The sequence below is a fragment of the Pleionea mediterranea genome, assembly GCF_003148745.1.
In the GTDB taxonomy this organism is placed as follows: Bacteria; Pseudomonadota; Gammaproteobacteria; order Enterobacterales; family Kangiellaceae; genus Pleionea; species Pleionea mediterranea.
In genome coordinates, this window is record NZ_QGGU01000001.1 from 130,654 (window position 1) to 147,710 (window position 17,057).

The window sequence follows — 17,057 nt, forward strand, 5'->3', positions numbered from 1 at the left end:
TCTAACCTACTGCTATCGTTAATAAAATACAAGTCTCGTGAGCTTTTGACGTCACCTAAAACAGTGAGCAATTCAAGGGTATTGAAGTTAGCTTGTTAATTATCTCAAATTTATAATAGTTGTTGTTATTCAACAGGTTACAGAAACTTTACCCGGTTTTTACCCATAAAATGCTTATCGTGGGTAATAATTGCGAGTAAATTACAGGTTAATTAAGAATCGGCGATCTTTAAAATTGAATCATTCAGAGTTGATTGATTTATAATCAGGTTCACTAAGTATTAACAATAATAGAATCTATAACAGGGGTAATTTTTATGGCGTTGTTAAAACATTCTCTGGCGATAGCTTTATCCGTAACAAGCTTGAGTATTTTGTCTCATGAACAGGCTATGGAAAAAGGTTGGTGTGCTGCTGGTACAATTTCAATTTTGGGTAACTTCAGCTTAAACAAACCATTACTTGAAAAATTCAAAGGTGAAGAAAACGCAGTATGTAATCAATTAAGAAGTTGTGGTCAATTTGATGATGATGACTACACCATATCCACACGTGCGGCGACCAGTTTATGCCATTCATTCAGTGAAGCGGAACTTGAGTATCGCACAACGGGTGATCATCAAACGGTTCGGGCTATTATTCACTCGCCTGTTACTGCCAAAAACTCGGAAGACAGCCATCACGAACTTTACTCAATTGATCAAGGGATAGAGTTTTCATGCGGTATTTGCCGGATCGAAACAGAGCAGCGTCGCAGTAATGCAACCGCTACTCGAAGTAGTCAGTAAGCTTTTGATAAACAGGACTTATCGTTTCGTCAGTTACAATAAAGCTTCAGCTCGAATGTGCTGTGTTATTCGATCGAGCTTTTGTTCTAACATTGTTTTATCATTCTCTGGCGGGTCACACTCCGCCAGAATAAAGTGAGCGGTACGCAAAACTTCGCGCCAGCGCGGTTTTTTAGGCAGCGTCTTAATGGTTAAATAACGATCCAGCGAGCGTGTTCGCAGTCGACCATCATCAATCGACACGCGCCAGATACCGCTTTTTTCTGCCAGCTCAATGCGAGAAGTCTTTGTTGTGGTTTCCCATATCTGTAAGCTGTTTAACATTAGGTCTACCAGCATTTGATGATAACTTGCCTGGGGTAAGACGGCATTGACCGGCAGGTCATTCGCGGCATCATGATGATCACAAATAATTATCATAACCATAGGTTCCTCACGATGAATGCTGCTGGCAATAATATTGTATTGCTGTGATTTTCCTTTGATCATTAAAGTGATGTCTTTTAAGTGTCGATGCTCAATATCTTCTTCACTTTGCCAAATATTCCAAAATGTTTGATTGCTAAAAGGAATAATATTTTTCAGTTGCTCGCCTTCTATTTTTGACGGTGCAATATTAAGCAGTTCACCAAGAGCATTATTTGAAAATATCAGTGTTTGTTGATTATTGAACAGCATGATGGGCTGAGTCAGCTGGCCAAAGGCGGATTTTAATGAATTGTAGTTACTGCCAAGATCAGTCACTTTTTGTCGATGAAAGGCAATTTCTTGTTCAAAGGTTGCTTTCATTTGTTTTCGTTTTTTTAATAGCCAGATAATAAAAACCACGGAAGCCATAACCAACAGGAAAATGGTCAGTATCAGTAATGTGATTTTATTTTTGTTATTAGAAATTTCCAGCTGCTTAATTCGGTTGTCCTGATTGAGCAGTTTTATTTCTTTTTGTTGTTGATCGTACTCAAAAAATGCACGTTTTTGAGCGAGCGATTCATCGTGACTTCTTTCAAAATAATCCACCTGCCGAGCCATTTGTTTGGTTTGGAACTGCAGCGCTTTTTGCCATTGCGAAAAATGAGAGGCATTTTTTACCAATAAATCGAGCGCTTTTAATTCAAGGCTTCTATCCGACTGAGACTCTGCCTGTTGTAAGGCTGATTGGTACAGTGATTCGGCTTGTTGATAATTGCCCTGCAATGACTGCAGTTTACCTAGCGCCAGTTTTAATTTTGATGACTGATCATTAGCGCCTAAAGCCAGTTCCAAAGATTGCGCGTGATCCAGATATTGTTGCGCGATGGTTAGTTGTTCTTGGTGCAGGCTGTTACTTGCCAGTAAAACCAATAAACGGAGCTGTGCGTGTTGTTGATCGGATTGTTGGAAATAATCTAACGATTGAGAAAAGACCTGTTGCGCTTTTTTTGGTTGATTCTGTTCCAGATATATCACACCTAAATTTTCTCGCGTATGAGCAATCGCGGCTTGATGATCGGCCTGTATATAATAGTTTAATGCTTGAGTGTAATAGTCTTCTGCTTTAATCCAATCTTTTAATTTCCGGTAAACCGAACCAATATTATTTAATGTAACGGCCAGAGATTTAGGCGATGCGTAAGTTTCTTTTATGGTTAAGCTTTGTTGGTAGGCTTGCAGCGCTTCTGGGTATTCGGTCATCGCCAGATGAGCGGTTCCTATGTCAGACAAAGCTTTACCAGTTAATTGCGGGAATTGTTGATTTTGTTTTCTGTTGGTTAATGCTTTGGCTTGTTGAAATAAATTTAATGCGTGCGGATAACGTCCCTGACGATAAGCGAGTATGCCCTGTCTGCGTAAATAATTAAATTGTAATGTCAGTGGCTGTTGGGCCCAATTATAGGATTGTAATTCACCGAGACGTTGCTCGGCCTGTTTAAAGCGACCCTGACGAGTATAAAGTTCAACCAGCTTCAGTTGCCAATCTATCACTGAGGTATTGGTCTGTTTAGTATCTTCTAATGTCGTCTTCTTGAGAGTTTTAGAGATGATGTGTTCACAGTATTCGATCTGCTGCGCTAACGTGTCCTTGGCGATCAAGCAATGATCATCAGGTAAATTATTAGGTGCCACAGAACTTGTGTTGTTTTTTTGTTGTGAGAGATGACCAGTGGCTTGTTCTGCATACACTATCGAGCAAGCACCGCACAAAGACATTAGGCCAAGCAAAATAATGGCAAAGGAATACCCTGAGCATAATTGAGTTGAGCGTGACTGATTTGGGCATAAGTAACTGGGCATGGCAGGTTTAAGCATCATTGAAAGCACCTAACCTTACGCATTAACGATAAGACATTCAATTGTTCATATTGCGCACAGATATGCCTGGACATTTCTATCGGAAGGTTTTGTTTAAATAATTAAATCCTTTTAAGGGCTTGGTGCGTCTAAAGATTCCGATAGTGCGTCAATCGGATGATCATTTGATCGTAAAACAAATGGATCGCGGAAGGGGTCATTGACCAGCCGAAGAATTGAATAGCCAAGATCCTGTTTGAGGTTAAGCGCATTCTTTTGCTTTAGACACATTCGTTAACATTTGCAGTCATCTGAACCACTGCATCGACGTATCGTTTAACTAAGTAGCCACTTTTTTGTGTAACTGACTAATTTTGAACGGTCATTGATATCGCTACGATTAATATAGTTCCATAAAATCAATAGGTTATGGCTTTTATATTGGTTTGGCACTTATTCTGCTTGTGGGTTAATTATCAGGAAGGTTAATGACGTTCTGTTGAGCGATATTAAGGCTAAACAGACGTTTATGTGAATCTTCTGGATATTTGGTTACAAATTCAGGCTGTATTCATGTGACTTGGTGTTGTATAAATGTATAACACATGGTGTTAAGTCCTTACATTGAGTCGTTTGGACAAGGCTTTGCTGGTGAAAAGGTTAATGCTCTAGATTGAACACGCTCAAGCTAGAACAAAAGCAAAGCAAAAGTAGAGAAAAGCAGTACTTCAGAATTTATAGATAATTAGGATGAGTTATGAATCGTTTAAGACAGGTAGTGGCGTTAAGTACAGTAGCTGCAATGGCATTATTAAGTGGCTGTAATGATGGTTCGGCAAAGACATCTGAGCAGGCTGAAAACGAGAAAAAGGAAGAGGTAGCTGTACCGGTTGAAGTTGCCAGTGTCGCAACGGGTGATATCAGCGCTGTTTATTCAAATACCACTTCATTGGAAGCTGAAAATCAGGCGGTCATAGTGGCAAAAAGCAGCGAAATCATTACCGAGATTTTTGTGGAAGAAGGTGACTTTGTTGAGAAAGGTCAGCGTATGGCGCAGCTGAATACCGATAAACTAACACTGGAAGTTAAACGTGCTGAGGCGAACTTAAAGCGTCTTAAAACGGAATTAGAACGAAATCGTCGAATTTACGAAAAGAAAATGGTCAGTTCCGACACTTACGAAAAATTAAAGTTTGATTATCAGGCTCAAAAAGCGGCTTACGAATTGTCAAAACTGCAATTGGAGTTTGCCTCGGTCGTTGCGCCCATATCAGGTGTTGTTTCTGAACGAATGGTAAAAGTTGGCAATATGGTGAATTTGAATCAGGCCATGTTTAAAGTGACCGATTTCGATCCATTGCATGCGGTTATCCATGTGCCCGAGAGAGAGTTATCCAAATTAAAAACTAATCAAGCGGCCTGGTTAAAAGTAGATGCACGGGAACAACAATTATTTACAGGAAAAATTTTACGTATTAGTCCAGTGGTTGATCCAACCAGTGGCACTTTTAAGGTAACCGTAGAAATTGAAAACAAAAACAATGCGCTTATGCCCGGCATGTTTGGTCGAGTGGGTATTGTTTACGCTAACCATAAAGATACATTGTTAATCAGTAAAGATGCTCTAATCGCTGAAGAGCAGGAACCTACTGTATTTAAAGTTAATGACGGTGCCGTCGTCAAAGTTAATATTACAACTGGATTTGAAGATAACAACAATATCGAGGTTCTGACCGGTCTTAATTCAGGTGATCAGGTAGTTATCGCGGGTAAAAATAGCTTGAAAGATAATAGTAAGGTAGAGATTTTAGGCCAGTCAAAAGAAGCTGATGCAACGTCACTAGCGGGTCTTAAAGTTAACTAAAACGGATGACGCATGGCGAAAGTATTGTTACGCAAGACTTTCGCTGCCATTTTTAACAGGAATAATAAATCGCTGCAGTCAAATGCGGTTTATGAACCATCTTATTGCAATTCTTTGGGGACATAGATGAGTTTAACCAAATCAGTTGTTGATGTATCGACACGACGTCCAGTAACCGTTTCAATGTTTACGATTGCGCTGTTGGTGTTTGGTATGGTTTTGGTCGGTCGATTGGGTTTAACGCTGCTGCCCGATTTATCTTATCCAACTTTAACCGTGCGAACAGAGTTTGCCGGTGCTGCTCCGGCCGAAGTTGAAAACTTAATTTCAAAGCCTATTGAAGAATCCCTTGGTGTTGTTAAAAATTTGAGACAGATACGATCAATATCTCGTGCCGGACAATCGGATGTTGTGCTTGAGTTTAACTGGGGTTCTGACATGGGTATGGCAGGCCTCGATGTGCGTGAAAAACTGGATGTTGTGCAGTTGCCATTAGAAGTTAAGCGCCCCAGTTTATTGCGATTTAATCCGTCTTTGGCGCCAGTGGTCCGGTTTGCACTTTCATCAAAAACGTCTGCTGCATCAAGTAATGAAGAAAATTCTGTTGCGAGTGAATCACGATTAATCGAACTGCGCCGATTTGCGCAGGAAGAAATTAAACGTCGAATTGAATCGATAGAAGGTATTGCTGCAGTAAAAGTCAGTGGCGGTCTGGAAGATGAAGTTCAGGTATTGGTGGATCAGGAAAAACTGAGCCAGTTAAATCTATCGATACAACAAGTTGCTGCACGGTTACGCGCCGAAAATGTTAATTTATCCGGTGGTCGACTTGAACAGGGTTCGCAACAGTTTTTAATCAGAACCATTAATCAATATCAATCCGTCAGTGAAATAGCCAACTCCATTATCGCCATTCAAAATGGTAAAACGGTTTATTTGAATGATATTGCCGAGGTTAAACAGAAGTTTAAAGAACGAGAAGCCATTACTCGCCTTAATGGGGCCGAAGCGGTTGAAATTGCCATTTACAAAGAAGGCGATGCGAATACGGTAACGGTCGCTGAACGATTAAGTCAAAAAGTAAATCAAATTAAGCGAAGCGTACCTGATGATATGCAGCTTAAGGAAATTTATAATCAATCGACATTTATCGAACAGGCAATTGATGAAGTGGTTAGCAACGCCATAGTAGGTGGTGTGTTGGCCATGATTATTCTGTATTTGTTTTTAAGGAATTTCCGCGCAACCTTAATTATTTCATTGTCGATCCCAATTTCAGTAGTGGTGAGCTTTAATATGATGTTTGCTGCTGAAATAACCATGAATATTATGTCGCTGGGTGGTCTGGCGCTGGCGGTTGGATTGTTGGTTGATAATGCTATTGTGGTGCTGGAAAACATTACACGCCATAAAGAGCAAGGTAAAGATGCGGTTACAGCCGCTCGAGAGGGAACCAAAGAAGTTGCTTCGGCAATAACGGCGGCTACCTTTACAACCGTTGCCGTATTTTTGCCCTTGGTTTTTGTTCAGGGGATAGCCGGGCAGTTGTTCAGTGACCAGGCCTTAACGGTAACTTTTGCTCTGCTTATTTCTTTATTGGTTGCGATAACCTTTATTCCTATGATGGCATCGATTGGTGGGCGCAAAAATCCATATTCTGGCAACGATGAACATACCGCTAAACAACCTGGTAAGAATATTTTTATTCGTTTGTTAAGAGCGATTTTTGTCGCTGGGCCCAGTTATCTGATCTCATTTTTTATGATTATCAGCAAGATTTTTAGTCGAGTATTTTTTGCTGTTTTTTATTTACTATCGATCCCATTTAACTTTTTTTATCAAGCCATAGAAAAAGGCTATGCGCGTTTACTTAAGCGCTCGCTTGAATTAAAAGCGTTAGTGATACTGGTGGCTCTGGTGGCCTTTGGTTCCAGCTTATGGCTGGTAAATCGTATAGGCGTTGAGCTAATACCTCAGTTGTCGCAAGGGGAATTGATTGTTGAAATTAAGGCAGCATCCGGTACGCCCTTGCAACGAACCGATGGATTAGTCAATCAGGTTCAATCAATCGCCTCTTCAATTTCAGGCATTGAAAGAACCTACTCTGTTGCCGGAACCGGCAATCAGTTGGATTCAAGTCCGGAAAAAGGCGGTGAAAATATTGGTGAGCTTAATATTGTTATTGCCAAACCCTTGTCTCCAGAAAAAGAAGCCCGGGTGATCCGTGAACTACGATCGGCGTTAAGTAATATTACAGCCATAGAATTTAATATTGAAAAGCCATCGTTATTCAGTTTTAAAACACCTCTGGAAGTTGAGGTAATGGGCTTTAATCTGGAAAAGGTTAAGCAGCAGTCAAACCGTCTTATGGATAAGATGATGCAACAAGACAGATTCACCGATATCAAGTCAACCTTGCAGCAAGGGCATCCTGAAGTTCAAATTAAATTTGATCATGTGAAAGCTGCACACCTTGGGCTCAGTGTGCCCGATGTTGCGGATCGCGTTGTGGATCAACTTAAAGGAGAGGTTGCTACCAAGTACGCATTTCGTGACAGAAAAATCGATGTATTAGTAAGAGTAGAAGAAGATGATCGGGCATCAATTAATGATGTTAAAAAGCTGATCGTAAATCCACAAGCCGATAGACCGATCACATTAGACGCTATCGCGGATATTACCGTGGCCATAGGTCCCAGTGAGATCCATCGTATCAATCAGGAACGGGTGGCTATTATCAGTGCCAATTTAAATTATGGCGATCTTGGCGAAGGCGCTAATGTATTAAAAAATCTGGTGGCGGAATTACCTGAGCTAAAAGGTATTGAAGTGAGAGTTGCCGGACAAAACGAAGAAATGGAAGTGTCATTTAATTCATTAAAGCTTGCGCTTTTATTGGCAATCTTTCTGGTTTATCTGGTTATGGCGTCACAGTTTGAATCCTTATTGCATCCTTTCGTTATTTTATTCAGCGTTCCCTTAGCCTTGGTGGGTGCGGTTTGGGCGCTATTTATTACGGGATCAACCATCAGTGTGGTGGTGTTTATTGGTTTAATTATGTTGGCGGGTATTGTGGTTAATAATGCCATTGTCCTGATTGATAAAATCAATCTGTTAAGAGAGCAGGGCATGGAAAAATATCAGGCAGTAAAAGAAGCCGCTAATGCCCGATTACGACCGATTGTTATGACGACCTTAACAACCACATTGGGTATGTTGCCATTGGCATTAGGGCTGGGTGAAGGTGCCGAAATTCGCGCACCAATGGCCATTACGGTAATAGGCGGCTTATTAGTCTCGACATTGCTCACATTAGTGGTGATCCCTGTGCTCTACACCTTGTTTGATAGAAAAGGATAGCGCCAATGAAACTTACAGCACTTGCACTGAAACGCCCGGTTACCACCTTAATGTTTTTCCTTTGCTTTCTGGTAACCGGATTGCTGGCTTCTCGGTTGTTACCACTTGAGTATTTTCCTTCGGTAAATTTTCCGGGGATCTTTATTCAGGTGCCCTACGGAAATTCATCGGCAGAAGAAATTGAAGAAACCATCACCCGGCCGATGGAGGAAGTGCTGGCTACCATGAGTTCCATTCAAACTCTCTGGTCGACCACCACTGATAATAATGCACAATTGTTTTTGCGCTTTGGTTGGGATCAAAATGCCCGCATTAAAGGTATTGAGGCAAGAGAAAAAATTGATGCTATTCGTGGTCAGTTGCCCGACGACTTGCAGCGAATCTTTGTGTTTACAGGTGGCACCGGTGATATGCCGGTTTTGCAGCTGCGTATTTCGAGTCAGCGTGATCTGTCTAACGAATATAATTTACTGGAAAGAAAATTAAAGCGACCCATTGAACGCATCGATGGTGTTTCAAAAGTTGATTTATATGGTGTCGATCAGCAACAAATTAAAATTAAGTTAAACGCTGATCGGGTTGCCGCTCACAATATCAATCTGATTGAGTTAAATCAGCAATTGCAAAAACAGAACTTTTCCTTGTCGGCGGGATTAATTACCGATGATCAAAATCGTTATCGGGTTAAGCCACTGGGTGAATACCGAAGTATTGAGGATATTAAAAATACAGTGGTTAATGAACAGGGTGTTCGCTTGTCTGATATAGCCAATGTTGTTTTTGAGCAACCCATCGCACGAGAAGGCCGACATCTGGATAGAGACTATGCGATTGGTATGTCGATCACACGTGAAGCCAATGCAAACCTTGTGGAGGTAGCAACAAAAGTAATTGAGGAAATTGAAAAGGCTGAAAATGATCCGGCATTTGACGGTATTAAACTTTATACCATGGACAATCAGGCTGAAGGTGTTACTAACTCCCTTGGGGATATCAGCTTGTCGGGCATCATTGGTTTTGTATTATCGGTTATCGTTTTGTATTTCTTTTTACGGGAGTTTACCTCAACCATTATAGTCGCTTTAGCGGTTCCTTTTTCGCTAACCATCACCTTGGCCTTTATGTTTTTCTTTAATGTGACGCTGAATATTTTATCGATGATGGGATTAATGCTCGCCATAGGTATGCTGGTGGATAACGCAGTGGTGGTTACTGAAAGTATTTTTCGATATCAGGAAAAGTACCCTGACGATCAACATAAGGCGATTCGTTTGGGTGTTAAAGAAGTCGGCGTGGCGGTTTTTGCAGGAACAGTAACAACGGCCATTGTATTCTTGCCTAATATCATTGGTGAAAAAGTCGAGATGACAGTATTTCTTAGTCACGTGGCCATTACCATTGTTATTGCACTAGCGGCGTCGTTATTTATTGCGCTCACCATAATTCCATTATTGTTGGCAAAGTTTAAAATTCGCAGTCAGGAAAAATCGAGTCAATGGATTAATCGACTGACCGATCGCTATTCGTCTTTTTTACAGTGGTCATTGAACCGACCAAAAATTTCCGCACTTTTTGCGGTACTGGTTGCTGTGAGTATCGTTATTCCTATGGGACAGGTGACAAAAGATAATTTTACCGACGACACTCAGCGTCGATTGTTTTTACCTTACTATATCGATAATCAGTATTCGCTGGATAAAATTGAAGCAACTGTAGATACCATTGAAGAATTTTTGTACGCCCATCAGGCTGAATTGGATATAGAATCGGTTTACAGCTATTACAATAATAACCGTGCGGAATCGACCATTATTTTAAAAGACAAAGACATGGCGACTAAGGCAGTGTCCGAAATCCGTGAGTTTATCGAAAACAACTTACCTAAAATAGCCATTGGTGCCCCTAGTTTTGAACGCAATCGTGGTAATCAGGACGGTATAAAAATTTACGTGACCGGTGACTCGACAGAAACGCTGCAAGAGCTGAGTCACGAAGTTGCCAGAATTTTAAATACTATTGAAGGTATTTACGATTCCCGTTCTGATGCAACATCCGGCGATCGTGAAGTACGTGTAAAAGTTGATAGAGTGCGTGCGCAAAAGCTCGGTCTTGATCCCGCTCAGGTAGCGAATATGGTGTCGATTGCGATGCGCGGTCAACCACTTCGATCTTACCGTGGCCAGGATGGCGAGGTGCAAATGATGTTGGAGTTTAATCAAAATGATCGTCAGTCATTAGCGGATTTAAAAGGCTTATCACTTATGACGGCAAGTGGCGAAATTATATCGCTCGACAGTATTGCTGACTTTCAGGTAGAGCAAGCGGCTAACACAATTTCACGTCGAAATCGCCAAACCAGTATTGGTATCACTACAAATTTAGACGAAATCACCATGGATGAAGCTAAAAAGTCTATTGAAGAAGTGATGAATAAAGTTAGCTTACCACCGGGTTATAATTGGAATCTAGGTCAAGCTTTTGAGCGTGAGCAAAACGCTGATAATATACTGATGCAAAATATGTTGCTGGCATTGTTGATGATTTTTGTAGTGATGGCTGCACTGTTTGAATCGTTACTGTTTCCTCTGGCAGTCATTACGTCTATTGGCTATGCCGTTGTGGGTGTGTTCTGGTTCTTTTTAATGACAGGCACCACCTTTTCGTTTATGTCCGGTATTGGCATTCTTGTGTTAATGGGCGTGGTTGTTAATAATGGCATTGTATTGATCGATCACATCAATCATTTAAGACGCAGTGGTATGCCAAGAAATGACGCGATTATTCAGGGCGGCCGAGACAGGTTACGTCCAATATTAATGACGGTCTGTACCACTATTTTAGGTTTAATTCCATTGGGCATTGGCGATGCAACTGTCGGCGGAACCGCAAACTCACCACCTTATTATCCAATGGCGCGAGCGGTTATTGGTGGCCTGGCTTTTTCTACCATTGTCAGCTTACTTATACTGCCGACCATTTATGTTGGGCTGGATAATTTAAGTGCCTGGCGGCGCAATGTATGGCGACGTGGACGGACTGTATCGGAATCGATTTTTTAAACTAAAGAATTTTTGAATGATATGGTATAGATAGTTTGGGATTATGAATGTTTATGAAAATTGACTGACGTAGTCGTCAATCATTTGATGTTTCTGCGGATCTTCATCCATTAATGACAGTTTGATTTGAATTAAGGGACAGTCGGGTTTGTTTTCGGTGCTGGTAATCGAGTAAACAAATCCGTTTATGCGCATCACTTGTTTTTCATCATCTTGTTGAAACTCAATATCAACAGAGACCTGATCCAATACCGTTGGTAAATAATCCACAAACTTAAAAATACCCAGGCAAAAATCTTTGGTGAGTTGTTTTACAGCACATTTAACTTCTCCATTGGCCGTTCGAACCAATGCCACGCCTTTGGGTAACGGTTTCTTTTCTTTTTTCGCTGTTGGTGTGGTGGTGTCGACTTTATTGCCGGTAAGCACTTCGATGGATGAAGAGGCGGCGCGCTCTGGGTGAGCCATTTTTCCAACAATACCATGACGCTTTAAAGCACGTTCTACTTTTTCTGAAAACTGTTGGCGGTTGAAAGGTTTTACCAGATAATCACTGACACCAGCATTTATGGCTTCCATGACATATTCTTTATCGCCACGACTGGTGACCATGACAAACGGCAGTGATTTAAATCGGTCTTCAGCACGCAACCATTCAAGCAATTCCAGTCCGTTCATTTCTGGCATTTCCCAGTCGCATAACACCATGTTTATTTCCTGATGAAGTAATACGGATTTTCCGGCCTGGCCATTATTGGCATCAAATATTTTTGCGTTGGGAAAATAATCGCGAACAAACTTTTTAATCAGATCGCGGATCATGCTGGCATCATCAATTATTAGAATATTAAAACGTTTCATTGCCACCGTACTGTTTGTCAGTCATTTTAATGATGCTATAAGTGTAGTTGATAATTTTAAAGCTGTCTGACCATCACATAATCGTCCATGACAAACCCTTCGCCTATATCAAATACAGCTTCTTCTTTTACAGTAAATCCCATCGCTTTGTAGGCATTGATTGCTCCTGTATTGTACTTATTGACGGTTAACTCTATTTTGGACAAATTTTCATCCACTGCCAGTTGTTCTATAAAGGATAATGCAAGACGTGACAGTCCTTTGCCTCGCGAAGATGCGTCGAGATAGAGTTTGCTTAGAAAAAGGGAGTCAGCTCTTGCTTGAATGGCAAAATAACCAATGATTGTCTGTTCCGTCTCTGGCTCATCCATAATGGCATAATAGCGATAGCCATCGGCAATCTGCTGTTTCATTGCCGAGAAACATTGATACTTTGCCAGCATATAATCCACCTGCTGCTGACCAATTATCGGCGTATAGTGCTGATTCCAGATCTCAAACGCTAAACTTTCAATCGCCAGTAATAATGTATCTTCGGTGGCCAGTGTAATTTGCACGGACATTTTTACTTCACTTATATTCCTGATTAAATTATCTGGCTACTTTACCTGAGAAGGAACCTTGACGCAGCTGCCGAAAAATTGAGTTTATTGGTTTATTTAAAAAAAGCATAAAATATACTTGTATAAGTAGTGGTTGTTTTGCTAGTATCTAGTGACTGGCTGGTCACTCATACAGGGCAGGGGTGTCTAGGGTGGCCGCCAGCCACTTTTTGGTGCAATCGGAGCTTTTCGGCATAGTTAGGCTTCGTGCTTTGTGAGTACAAGTATTTTTAAAAGCAGGCTTTGCAACAAGTCTCTTTTATACACCCTGATATTTTACTCACCCTCCCGTGCCCGTAGCTGAACGAGCTGTTTGCTACGGGCTTTTTTTTGCGTTTTATTTATAAACCATCATCCAATTGATTGCCTGGCTGTCTCTATATTAATAGTATTCGATATTAGAGAGGTCACTATGAACAATTACGAAGCACTTATTCCAATTTCGGCTTTTATAGCCACCGCCCTGGTTATTATTGTTTTTCTGTATTTGAGTCATAAAAACAAAACGCAAATACAGGAAACCATTAGGCTATCACTGGATAAAGGTGATGCTTTAACCCCTGAGTTGCTTGAAAGCCTTGGTACTAGCGGTTCTACCAGAGTTAAAGACTTGCGTCGTGGGGTAATATTAGCCGCAATAGGTGTCGCGTGTATTCTGGGAGGTTTGATTGCAAATGATGTGGATGCTTTTACCGGGTTTAGCATTATTGGCATGTTCCCATTACTGGTTGGCAGTGGATTTTTATTGGTCTGGAAACTGAACCGCTATAATGATTAACACCAGTCAGGATTTGATGTAATGCAGACCGATAGTGAGTTAATCGCAAGGATTTTAACGCAAGGAGAGCATCAGGCTTTTAACGGACTGGTTGTGAAATACCAGTCTGGTGTGCGTCAGTTCTTAAGACGATTGACCGCTGGTGATCATTCTATGGCGGATGATATTTCGCAAGATGTATTTATTTTAGCGTTTCAAAAGCTGCGTCAATATAACGGCTCTGGGAGTTTTGCTGGCTGGCTAAGAAAACTGGCGTATCATCGCTTTTTAAGAGTTATCCAGACCGGTGCGTGCAAGTACGAAAAGCCCTGCGAAGTCAGCTGGCAAAGCTTGCATACCAAGGATTCTGTAGAGGCCGATATATTAGCCGAGTCTTTAATGAAAGCGCTGGAACCGAATGAGCGTATGGCCATAACATTAAATGTTAGTGAGGGGCTCAGCCACAGTGAAATTACTCAAATTACAGGCATTCCTCTGGGAACCATTAAGTCTTATATTTCGCGTGCAAAAAAGAAACTGAGTGAACTGGTTTCTGATCGTGAGCAGGTGGCCTGATGTTTAACTTGAGTCTTTATATTGTGAATAACCCCGACAAAGGTGTTTGTGAGGTATCAAAATGAGTCATAATGATCTTTTAAAATCTTTACTTGGTTACCACCAACGACTGGTGAGCGATGAATTCGTACGCTCAGTCATGAAAAAAGTAGACCTGTTTTACAAACGACGCCTGTGGATATTAAGTTTATCAACATTGATGGGAGTAATATTTGCTTGCATCGGGATTGCGATGGTCTGGCCTGATGGAGTATCCATGCCTATGGTGATGGGTGTGCCTTATATGATAGAAACCATCGCTGTTGTACTAATGGCTTCACTTATTACCTGGGTGTTTCAGGATGAGCTGAGTGGAGGTTAGCATTTAGGCTTCGATTTTGGAGTAACTGCTTTATTATCAGGATATTTGAACCAAGAGGTTTTATAAAAGTACTTTAAATAAAAAACTGTTTGAAAATGGGGGGATCTAAAATCACGGACATTTACTGAGATTTAAATATCTCACTATCGAGATATTTGATAGGCGTATCCACCGCATTATTTTCATCTATACCTACCTACAACTTTTTCTTCTGACATAACGTAAATTTTTTTAATTTCATTTAATAACAGTGCTAGAATGGCTTGTGATCTGTCGTATGTTATTGAAATTTAAAATAATTGAATAAATTTAAGTCAGTTCTGTCGAAACTAGGTTTTTAAGTGAGTATTAATGAGTGAGTTGCCATCGAGCCAGGCCGGTAGCGTAAGCGAGGCTGATCTCTACGAAGACTGGAGTGCGCATCCTATTAAAGTTGGTGAGTTTATTATCAACTTTAACGAACGCTACGCAGAAGCTCCCGATGGTGAGAAAAGGAACATCACACCGAATTCAATAAAGCTATTATTATTGCTTCTGCATAACTCCAGTTCGTATGTCTCCCTGTCCGATATCCACAAGTTTGTTTATGGTAATCAATACAAAGACGACTCTTCTACACGTAAACAAGTCACATCTCTGCGTAAATTATTTGACGATACTGCCAAAGAAAAACACTACATTGAGAATAAGCTGGGGCATGGTTACAGGTTAGTTGCGCCAGTTGAGTTTATTGATGAGGAGTCTGTTGAAATACCTGATAGACAAGAAAGCAATAGAGTTGTTTTTAAGAAAGTATTCTGGGCGCTTGTCTTAATCGTTGTGCTAGCAGTTTCATTGTTAATTTATATTAGCTTATATTCTAAGCAAGAAAGTTCACGTTCGTTAGATTATTTACTCGCAAAACCTACGCCCATCACTCATTTGAAAGGACTCGAGCTTTACCCGTCATTATCACCAAATGAAAAGTGGATGTTATTTACACATAGGACTGAAGGTGAAAAAAAGTGGAAGATATATGTTCGAGATATGCAAACAGGTGAATTAATTAATTTAACACAAGCAAATCATAGTGAACGTATGGCAAGGTGGAGTTCAGATAATCAGATTGTCTATTCTAGGTTTGAAGGGGAGAACTGTTTTTTTTATTTATCAACATTCGATCCTATAACTAAAACATTGTTAGATGAAAGCCGGCTTGTAGAATGCAACATTTCTTCTGAGTTTGCGCAGGGGCAGCTATGGCTAGATAAACAGGGTATGTTTTTCAACAAAGCAGAATCTATAAATGCACCTTTTATAATATATTCTCATTCTTTTCTAAATGATGAAAGCTGGCCTATAGCTTCTCCACCACCTAGCGGTAAAGGCGATTATTACTTTTCATTATCGGCTGACGGGACAAAGCTGGCTGTTTTAAGAAATAAAAATTGGTCACAAACGGAAGTTTGGATTTATGACACAACTTCATGGGAAACGCAGTTAGTAGACTCCGTGAACTCAATATTACATACAGTAAGTTGGTCAGGCAACTCCAGTGTAGTATATAGAAATGACGCTAACCAAATTATCCAATATAACCTTAACGAAAAGAATAAAGTTATTCTGGCGCAACCGTTAGTCCCAGTACTCTCTCCATTAGTTCTTAAAAGTGGGAAAACTATTTTTGCAGGAGGTAGCCCTTTTAAAAAGGACTTGTATAGCCAGCTTTTAAGTAATGGAGATGTACGCTCTCTAGAAAGCTCTTCCTACCACGATATTATTCCCGCCATTTCAAAAGATGGTAAGCAGTTAGCCTGGGCTTCGAATCGAACTGGCGTGTTTCAAGTATGGCTTAAAAAAGATGGAGAGCGACCAAAACAGGTTACTCATTTAGTTAATAATTTACAGTTTGTAGATCTAAGTTTTTCTCCTGATGGATCGGCAGTAGGAGGAACTGCCAGTGGACGTTGGTTTGTCATAGATCTTGAGACTATGTCAGTAAAGTGGGCCTCAGATGAGAGTTATTATACAAATTTTCAATGGAGAAAAAACTCTAATCAGGCCTTTTTAGCAATGAAGCATATGGAGCAATGGGAGCAAGTTATTTTAGATCTTGATAAATGGGAAGTAAGACAAGCAAACATTCCACTAGATGCATTCATAGTTCTTGAAGACTTAAAGGAGGAGCTTTTATACATAGCTAGCTTTAAGAAAAATGGTTTCTGGAGAGTGAAGGACAATAATTACTCTAAACGGGAGTTTTTTGAAGTTGATGAAATCATCAATACTACTGGAAGGTGGAGCTTGGTAGATGATGGGGTATTGTTTACTGCAAATGAAAAATTATATTTCTTACCAAAGTCAGCCTCTAAATTTGAGCTTTTGGAAGTAAAGTTGCGTGGAAAATGGATATCATCACCATTACAGAAGAGTTGGATTGTAACAACCGATATAACTGAAGGCGAAATGGACTTAATGCAAATGGATTATGTTAGATAGCTAATTGCGATTAAAAAGGTGGTTTTAATGAGCTACTCGCACTAATCGCTCGAAAAATCTCTATTTTCACGTGATTTGCGCAT

The 17,057-nt window shown here is 40.5% G+C and carries 11 protein-coding genes; 8 read left to right on the top strand and 3 right to left on the bottom strand.

Annotation, left to right across the window (positions count from 1 at the left end; all coding sequences use genetic code 11):
* Positions 1 to 317 precede the first annotated feature (317 nt).
* Complete coding sequence (locus C8D97_RS00560) at positions 318 to 788, top strand: hypothetical protein (protein WP_109761387.1); 471 nt, start codon at positions 318 to 320, stop codon at positions 786 to 788.
* Positions 789 to 821: 33 nt separating this feature from the next.
* Here the strand turns inward: C8D97_RS00560 and C8D97_RS00565 are convergent, their stop codons facing one another.
* Positions 822 to 3,077 (bottom strand): tetratricopeptide repeat protein, encoded by a 2,256-nt coding sequence (locus C8D97_RS00565; RefSeq protein ID WP_109761388.1) that lies wholly within the window; start codon positions 3,075 to 3,077, stop codon positions 822 to 824.
* 736 nt (positions 3,078 to 3,813) lie between these two features.
* Here C8D97_RS00565 and C8D97_RS00570 point away from each other — a divergent pair.
* The 3 genes from C8D97_RS00570 (at position 3,814) to C8D97_RS00580 (ending at position 11,339) form a co-directional block, all read left to right on the top strand.
* Complete coding sequence (locus C8D97_RS00570; protein WP_109761389.1) at positions 3,814 to 4,920, top strand: efflux RND transporter periplasmic adaptor subunit; 1,107 nt, start codon at positions 3,814 to 3,816, stop codon at positions 4,918 to 4,920.
* A gap of 126 nt (positions 4,921 to 5,046) precedes the next feature.
* Complete coding sequence (locus tag C8D97_RS00575) at positions 5,047 to 8,280, top strand: efflux RND transporter permease subunit (RefSeq protein WP_109761390.1); 3,234 nt, start codon at positions 5,047 to 5,049, stop codon at positions 8,278 to 8,280.
* 5 nt (positions 8,281 to 8,285) lie between these two features.
* Positions 8,286 to 11,339 carry an efflux RND transporter permease subunit gene (locus tag C8D97_RS00580; protein ID WP_109761391.1) on the top strand — a complete coding sequence of 1,018 codons (3,054 nt, stop codon included), beginning with the start codon at positions 8,286 to 8,288 and terminating at the stop codon, positions 11,337 to 11,339.
* 51 nt (positions 11,340 to 11,390) lie between these two features.
* Here C8D97_RS00580 and C8D97_RS00585 read toward each other — a convergent pair whose 3' ends face one another.
* Complete coding sequence (locus tag C8D97_RS00585; protein WP_109761392.1) at positions 11,391 to 12,200, bottom strand: response regulator; 810 nt, start codon at positions 12,198 to 12,200, stop codon at positions 11,391 to 11,393.
* Positions 12,201 to 12,256: 56 nt separating this feature from the next.
* Positions 12,257 to 12,763: a GNAT family N-acetyltransferase gene (locus C8D97_RS00590; RefSeq protein ID WP_109761393.1), complete on the bottom strand. Its 507-nt coding sequence runs from the start codon at positions 12,761 to 12,763 to the stop codon at positions 12,257 to 12,259.
* A gap of 451 nt (positions 12,764 to 13,214) precedes the next feature.
* Between C8D97_RS00590 and C8D97_RS00595 the strand changes: the two genes are divergently transcribed.
* From C8D97_RS00595 to C8D97_RS00610, 4 genes are all read left to right on the top strand, one after another.
* Entirely contained in the window at positions 13,215 to 13,580 is a 366-nt protein-coding gene (locus tag C8D97_RS00595) for a DUF6249 domain-containing protein (protein WP_109761394.1), read from the top strand.
* A 21-nt stretch (positions 13,581 to 13,601) separates the two neighbouring features.
* Positions 13,602 to 14,135 (top strand): RNA polymerase sigma factor, encoded by a 534-nt coding sequence (locus tag C8D97_RS00600; protein ID WP_109761395.1) that lies wholly within the window; start codon positions 13,602 to 13,604, stop codon positions 14,133 to 14,135.
* Between the two features lie 61 nt (positions 14,136 to 14,196).
* Positions 14,197 to 14,496, top strand: coding sequence for a hypothetical protein (locus C8D97_RS00605; protein WP_109761396.1), 300 nt, complete (start codon positions 14,197 to 14,199; stop codon positions 14,494 to 14,496).
* Positions 14,497 to 14,847: 351 nt separating this feature from the next.
* Positions 14,848 to 16,974, top strand: coding sequence for a winged helix-turn-helix domain-containing protein (locus C8D97_RS00610; protein WP_109761397.1), 2,127 nt, complete (start codon positions 14,848 to 14,850; stop codon positions 16,972 to 16,974).
* The last annotated feature ends 83 nt before the right edge of the window (positions 16,975 to 17,057 follow it).

Excerpts from the sequence above, each read along its gene's own strand:
- C8D97_RS00560 (WP_109761387.1), top strand. The coding sequence starts at position 318 with ATGGCGTTGTTAAAACATTCTCTGGCGATAGCTTTATCCGTAACAAGC.
- C8D97_RS00565 (WP_109761388.1), bottom strand. The coding sequence starts at position 3,077 with ATGATGCTTAAACCTGCCATGCCCAGTTACTTATGCCCAAATCAGTCA.
- C8D97_RS00570 (WP_109761389.1), top strand. The coding sequence starts at position 3,814 with ATGAATCGTTTAAGACAGGTAGTGGCGTTAAGTACAGTAGCTGCAATG.
- C8D97_RS00575 (WP_109761390.1), top strand. The coding sequence starts at position 5,047 with ATGAGTTTAACCAAATCAGTTGTTGATGTATCGACACGACGTCCAGTA.
- C8D97_RS00580 (WP_109761391.1), top strand. The coding sequence starts at position 8,286 with ATGAAACTTACAGCACTTGCACTGAAACGCCCGGTTACCACCTTAATG.
- C8D97_RS00585 (WP_109761392.1), bottom strand. The coding sequence starts at position 12,200 with ATGAAACGTTTTAATATTCTAATAATTGATGATGCCAGCATGATCCGC.
- C8D97_RS00590 (WP_109761393.1), bottom strand. The coding sequence starts at position 12,763 with ATGTCCGTGCAAATTACACTGGCCACCGAAGATACATTATTACTGGCG.
- C8D97_RS00595 (WP_109761394.1), top strand. The coding sequence starts at position 13,215 with ATGAACAATTACGAAGCACTTATTCCAATTTCGGCTTTTATAGCCACC.
- C8D97_RS00600 (WP_109761395.1), top strand. The coding sequence starts at position 13,602 with ATGCAGACCGATAGTGAGTTAATCGCAAGGATTTTAACGCAAGGAGAG.
- C8D97_RS00605 (WP_109761396.1), top strand. The coding sequence starts at position 14,197 with ATGAGTCATAATGATCTTTTAAAATCTTTACTTGGTTACCACCAACGA.
- C8D97_RS00610 (WP_109761397.1), top strand. The coding sequence starts at position 14,848 with ATGAGTGAGTTGCCATCGAGCCAGGCCGGTAGCGTAAGCGAGGCTGAT.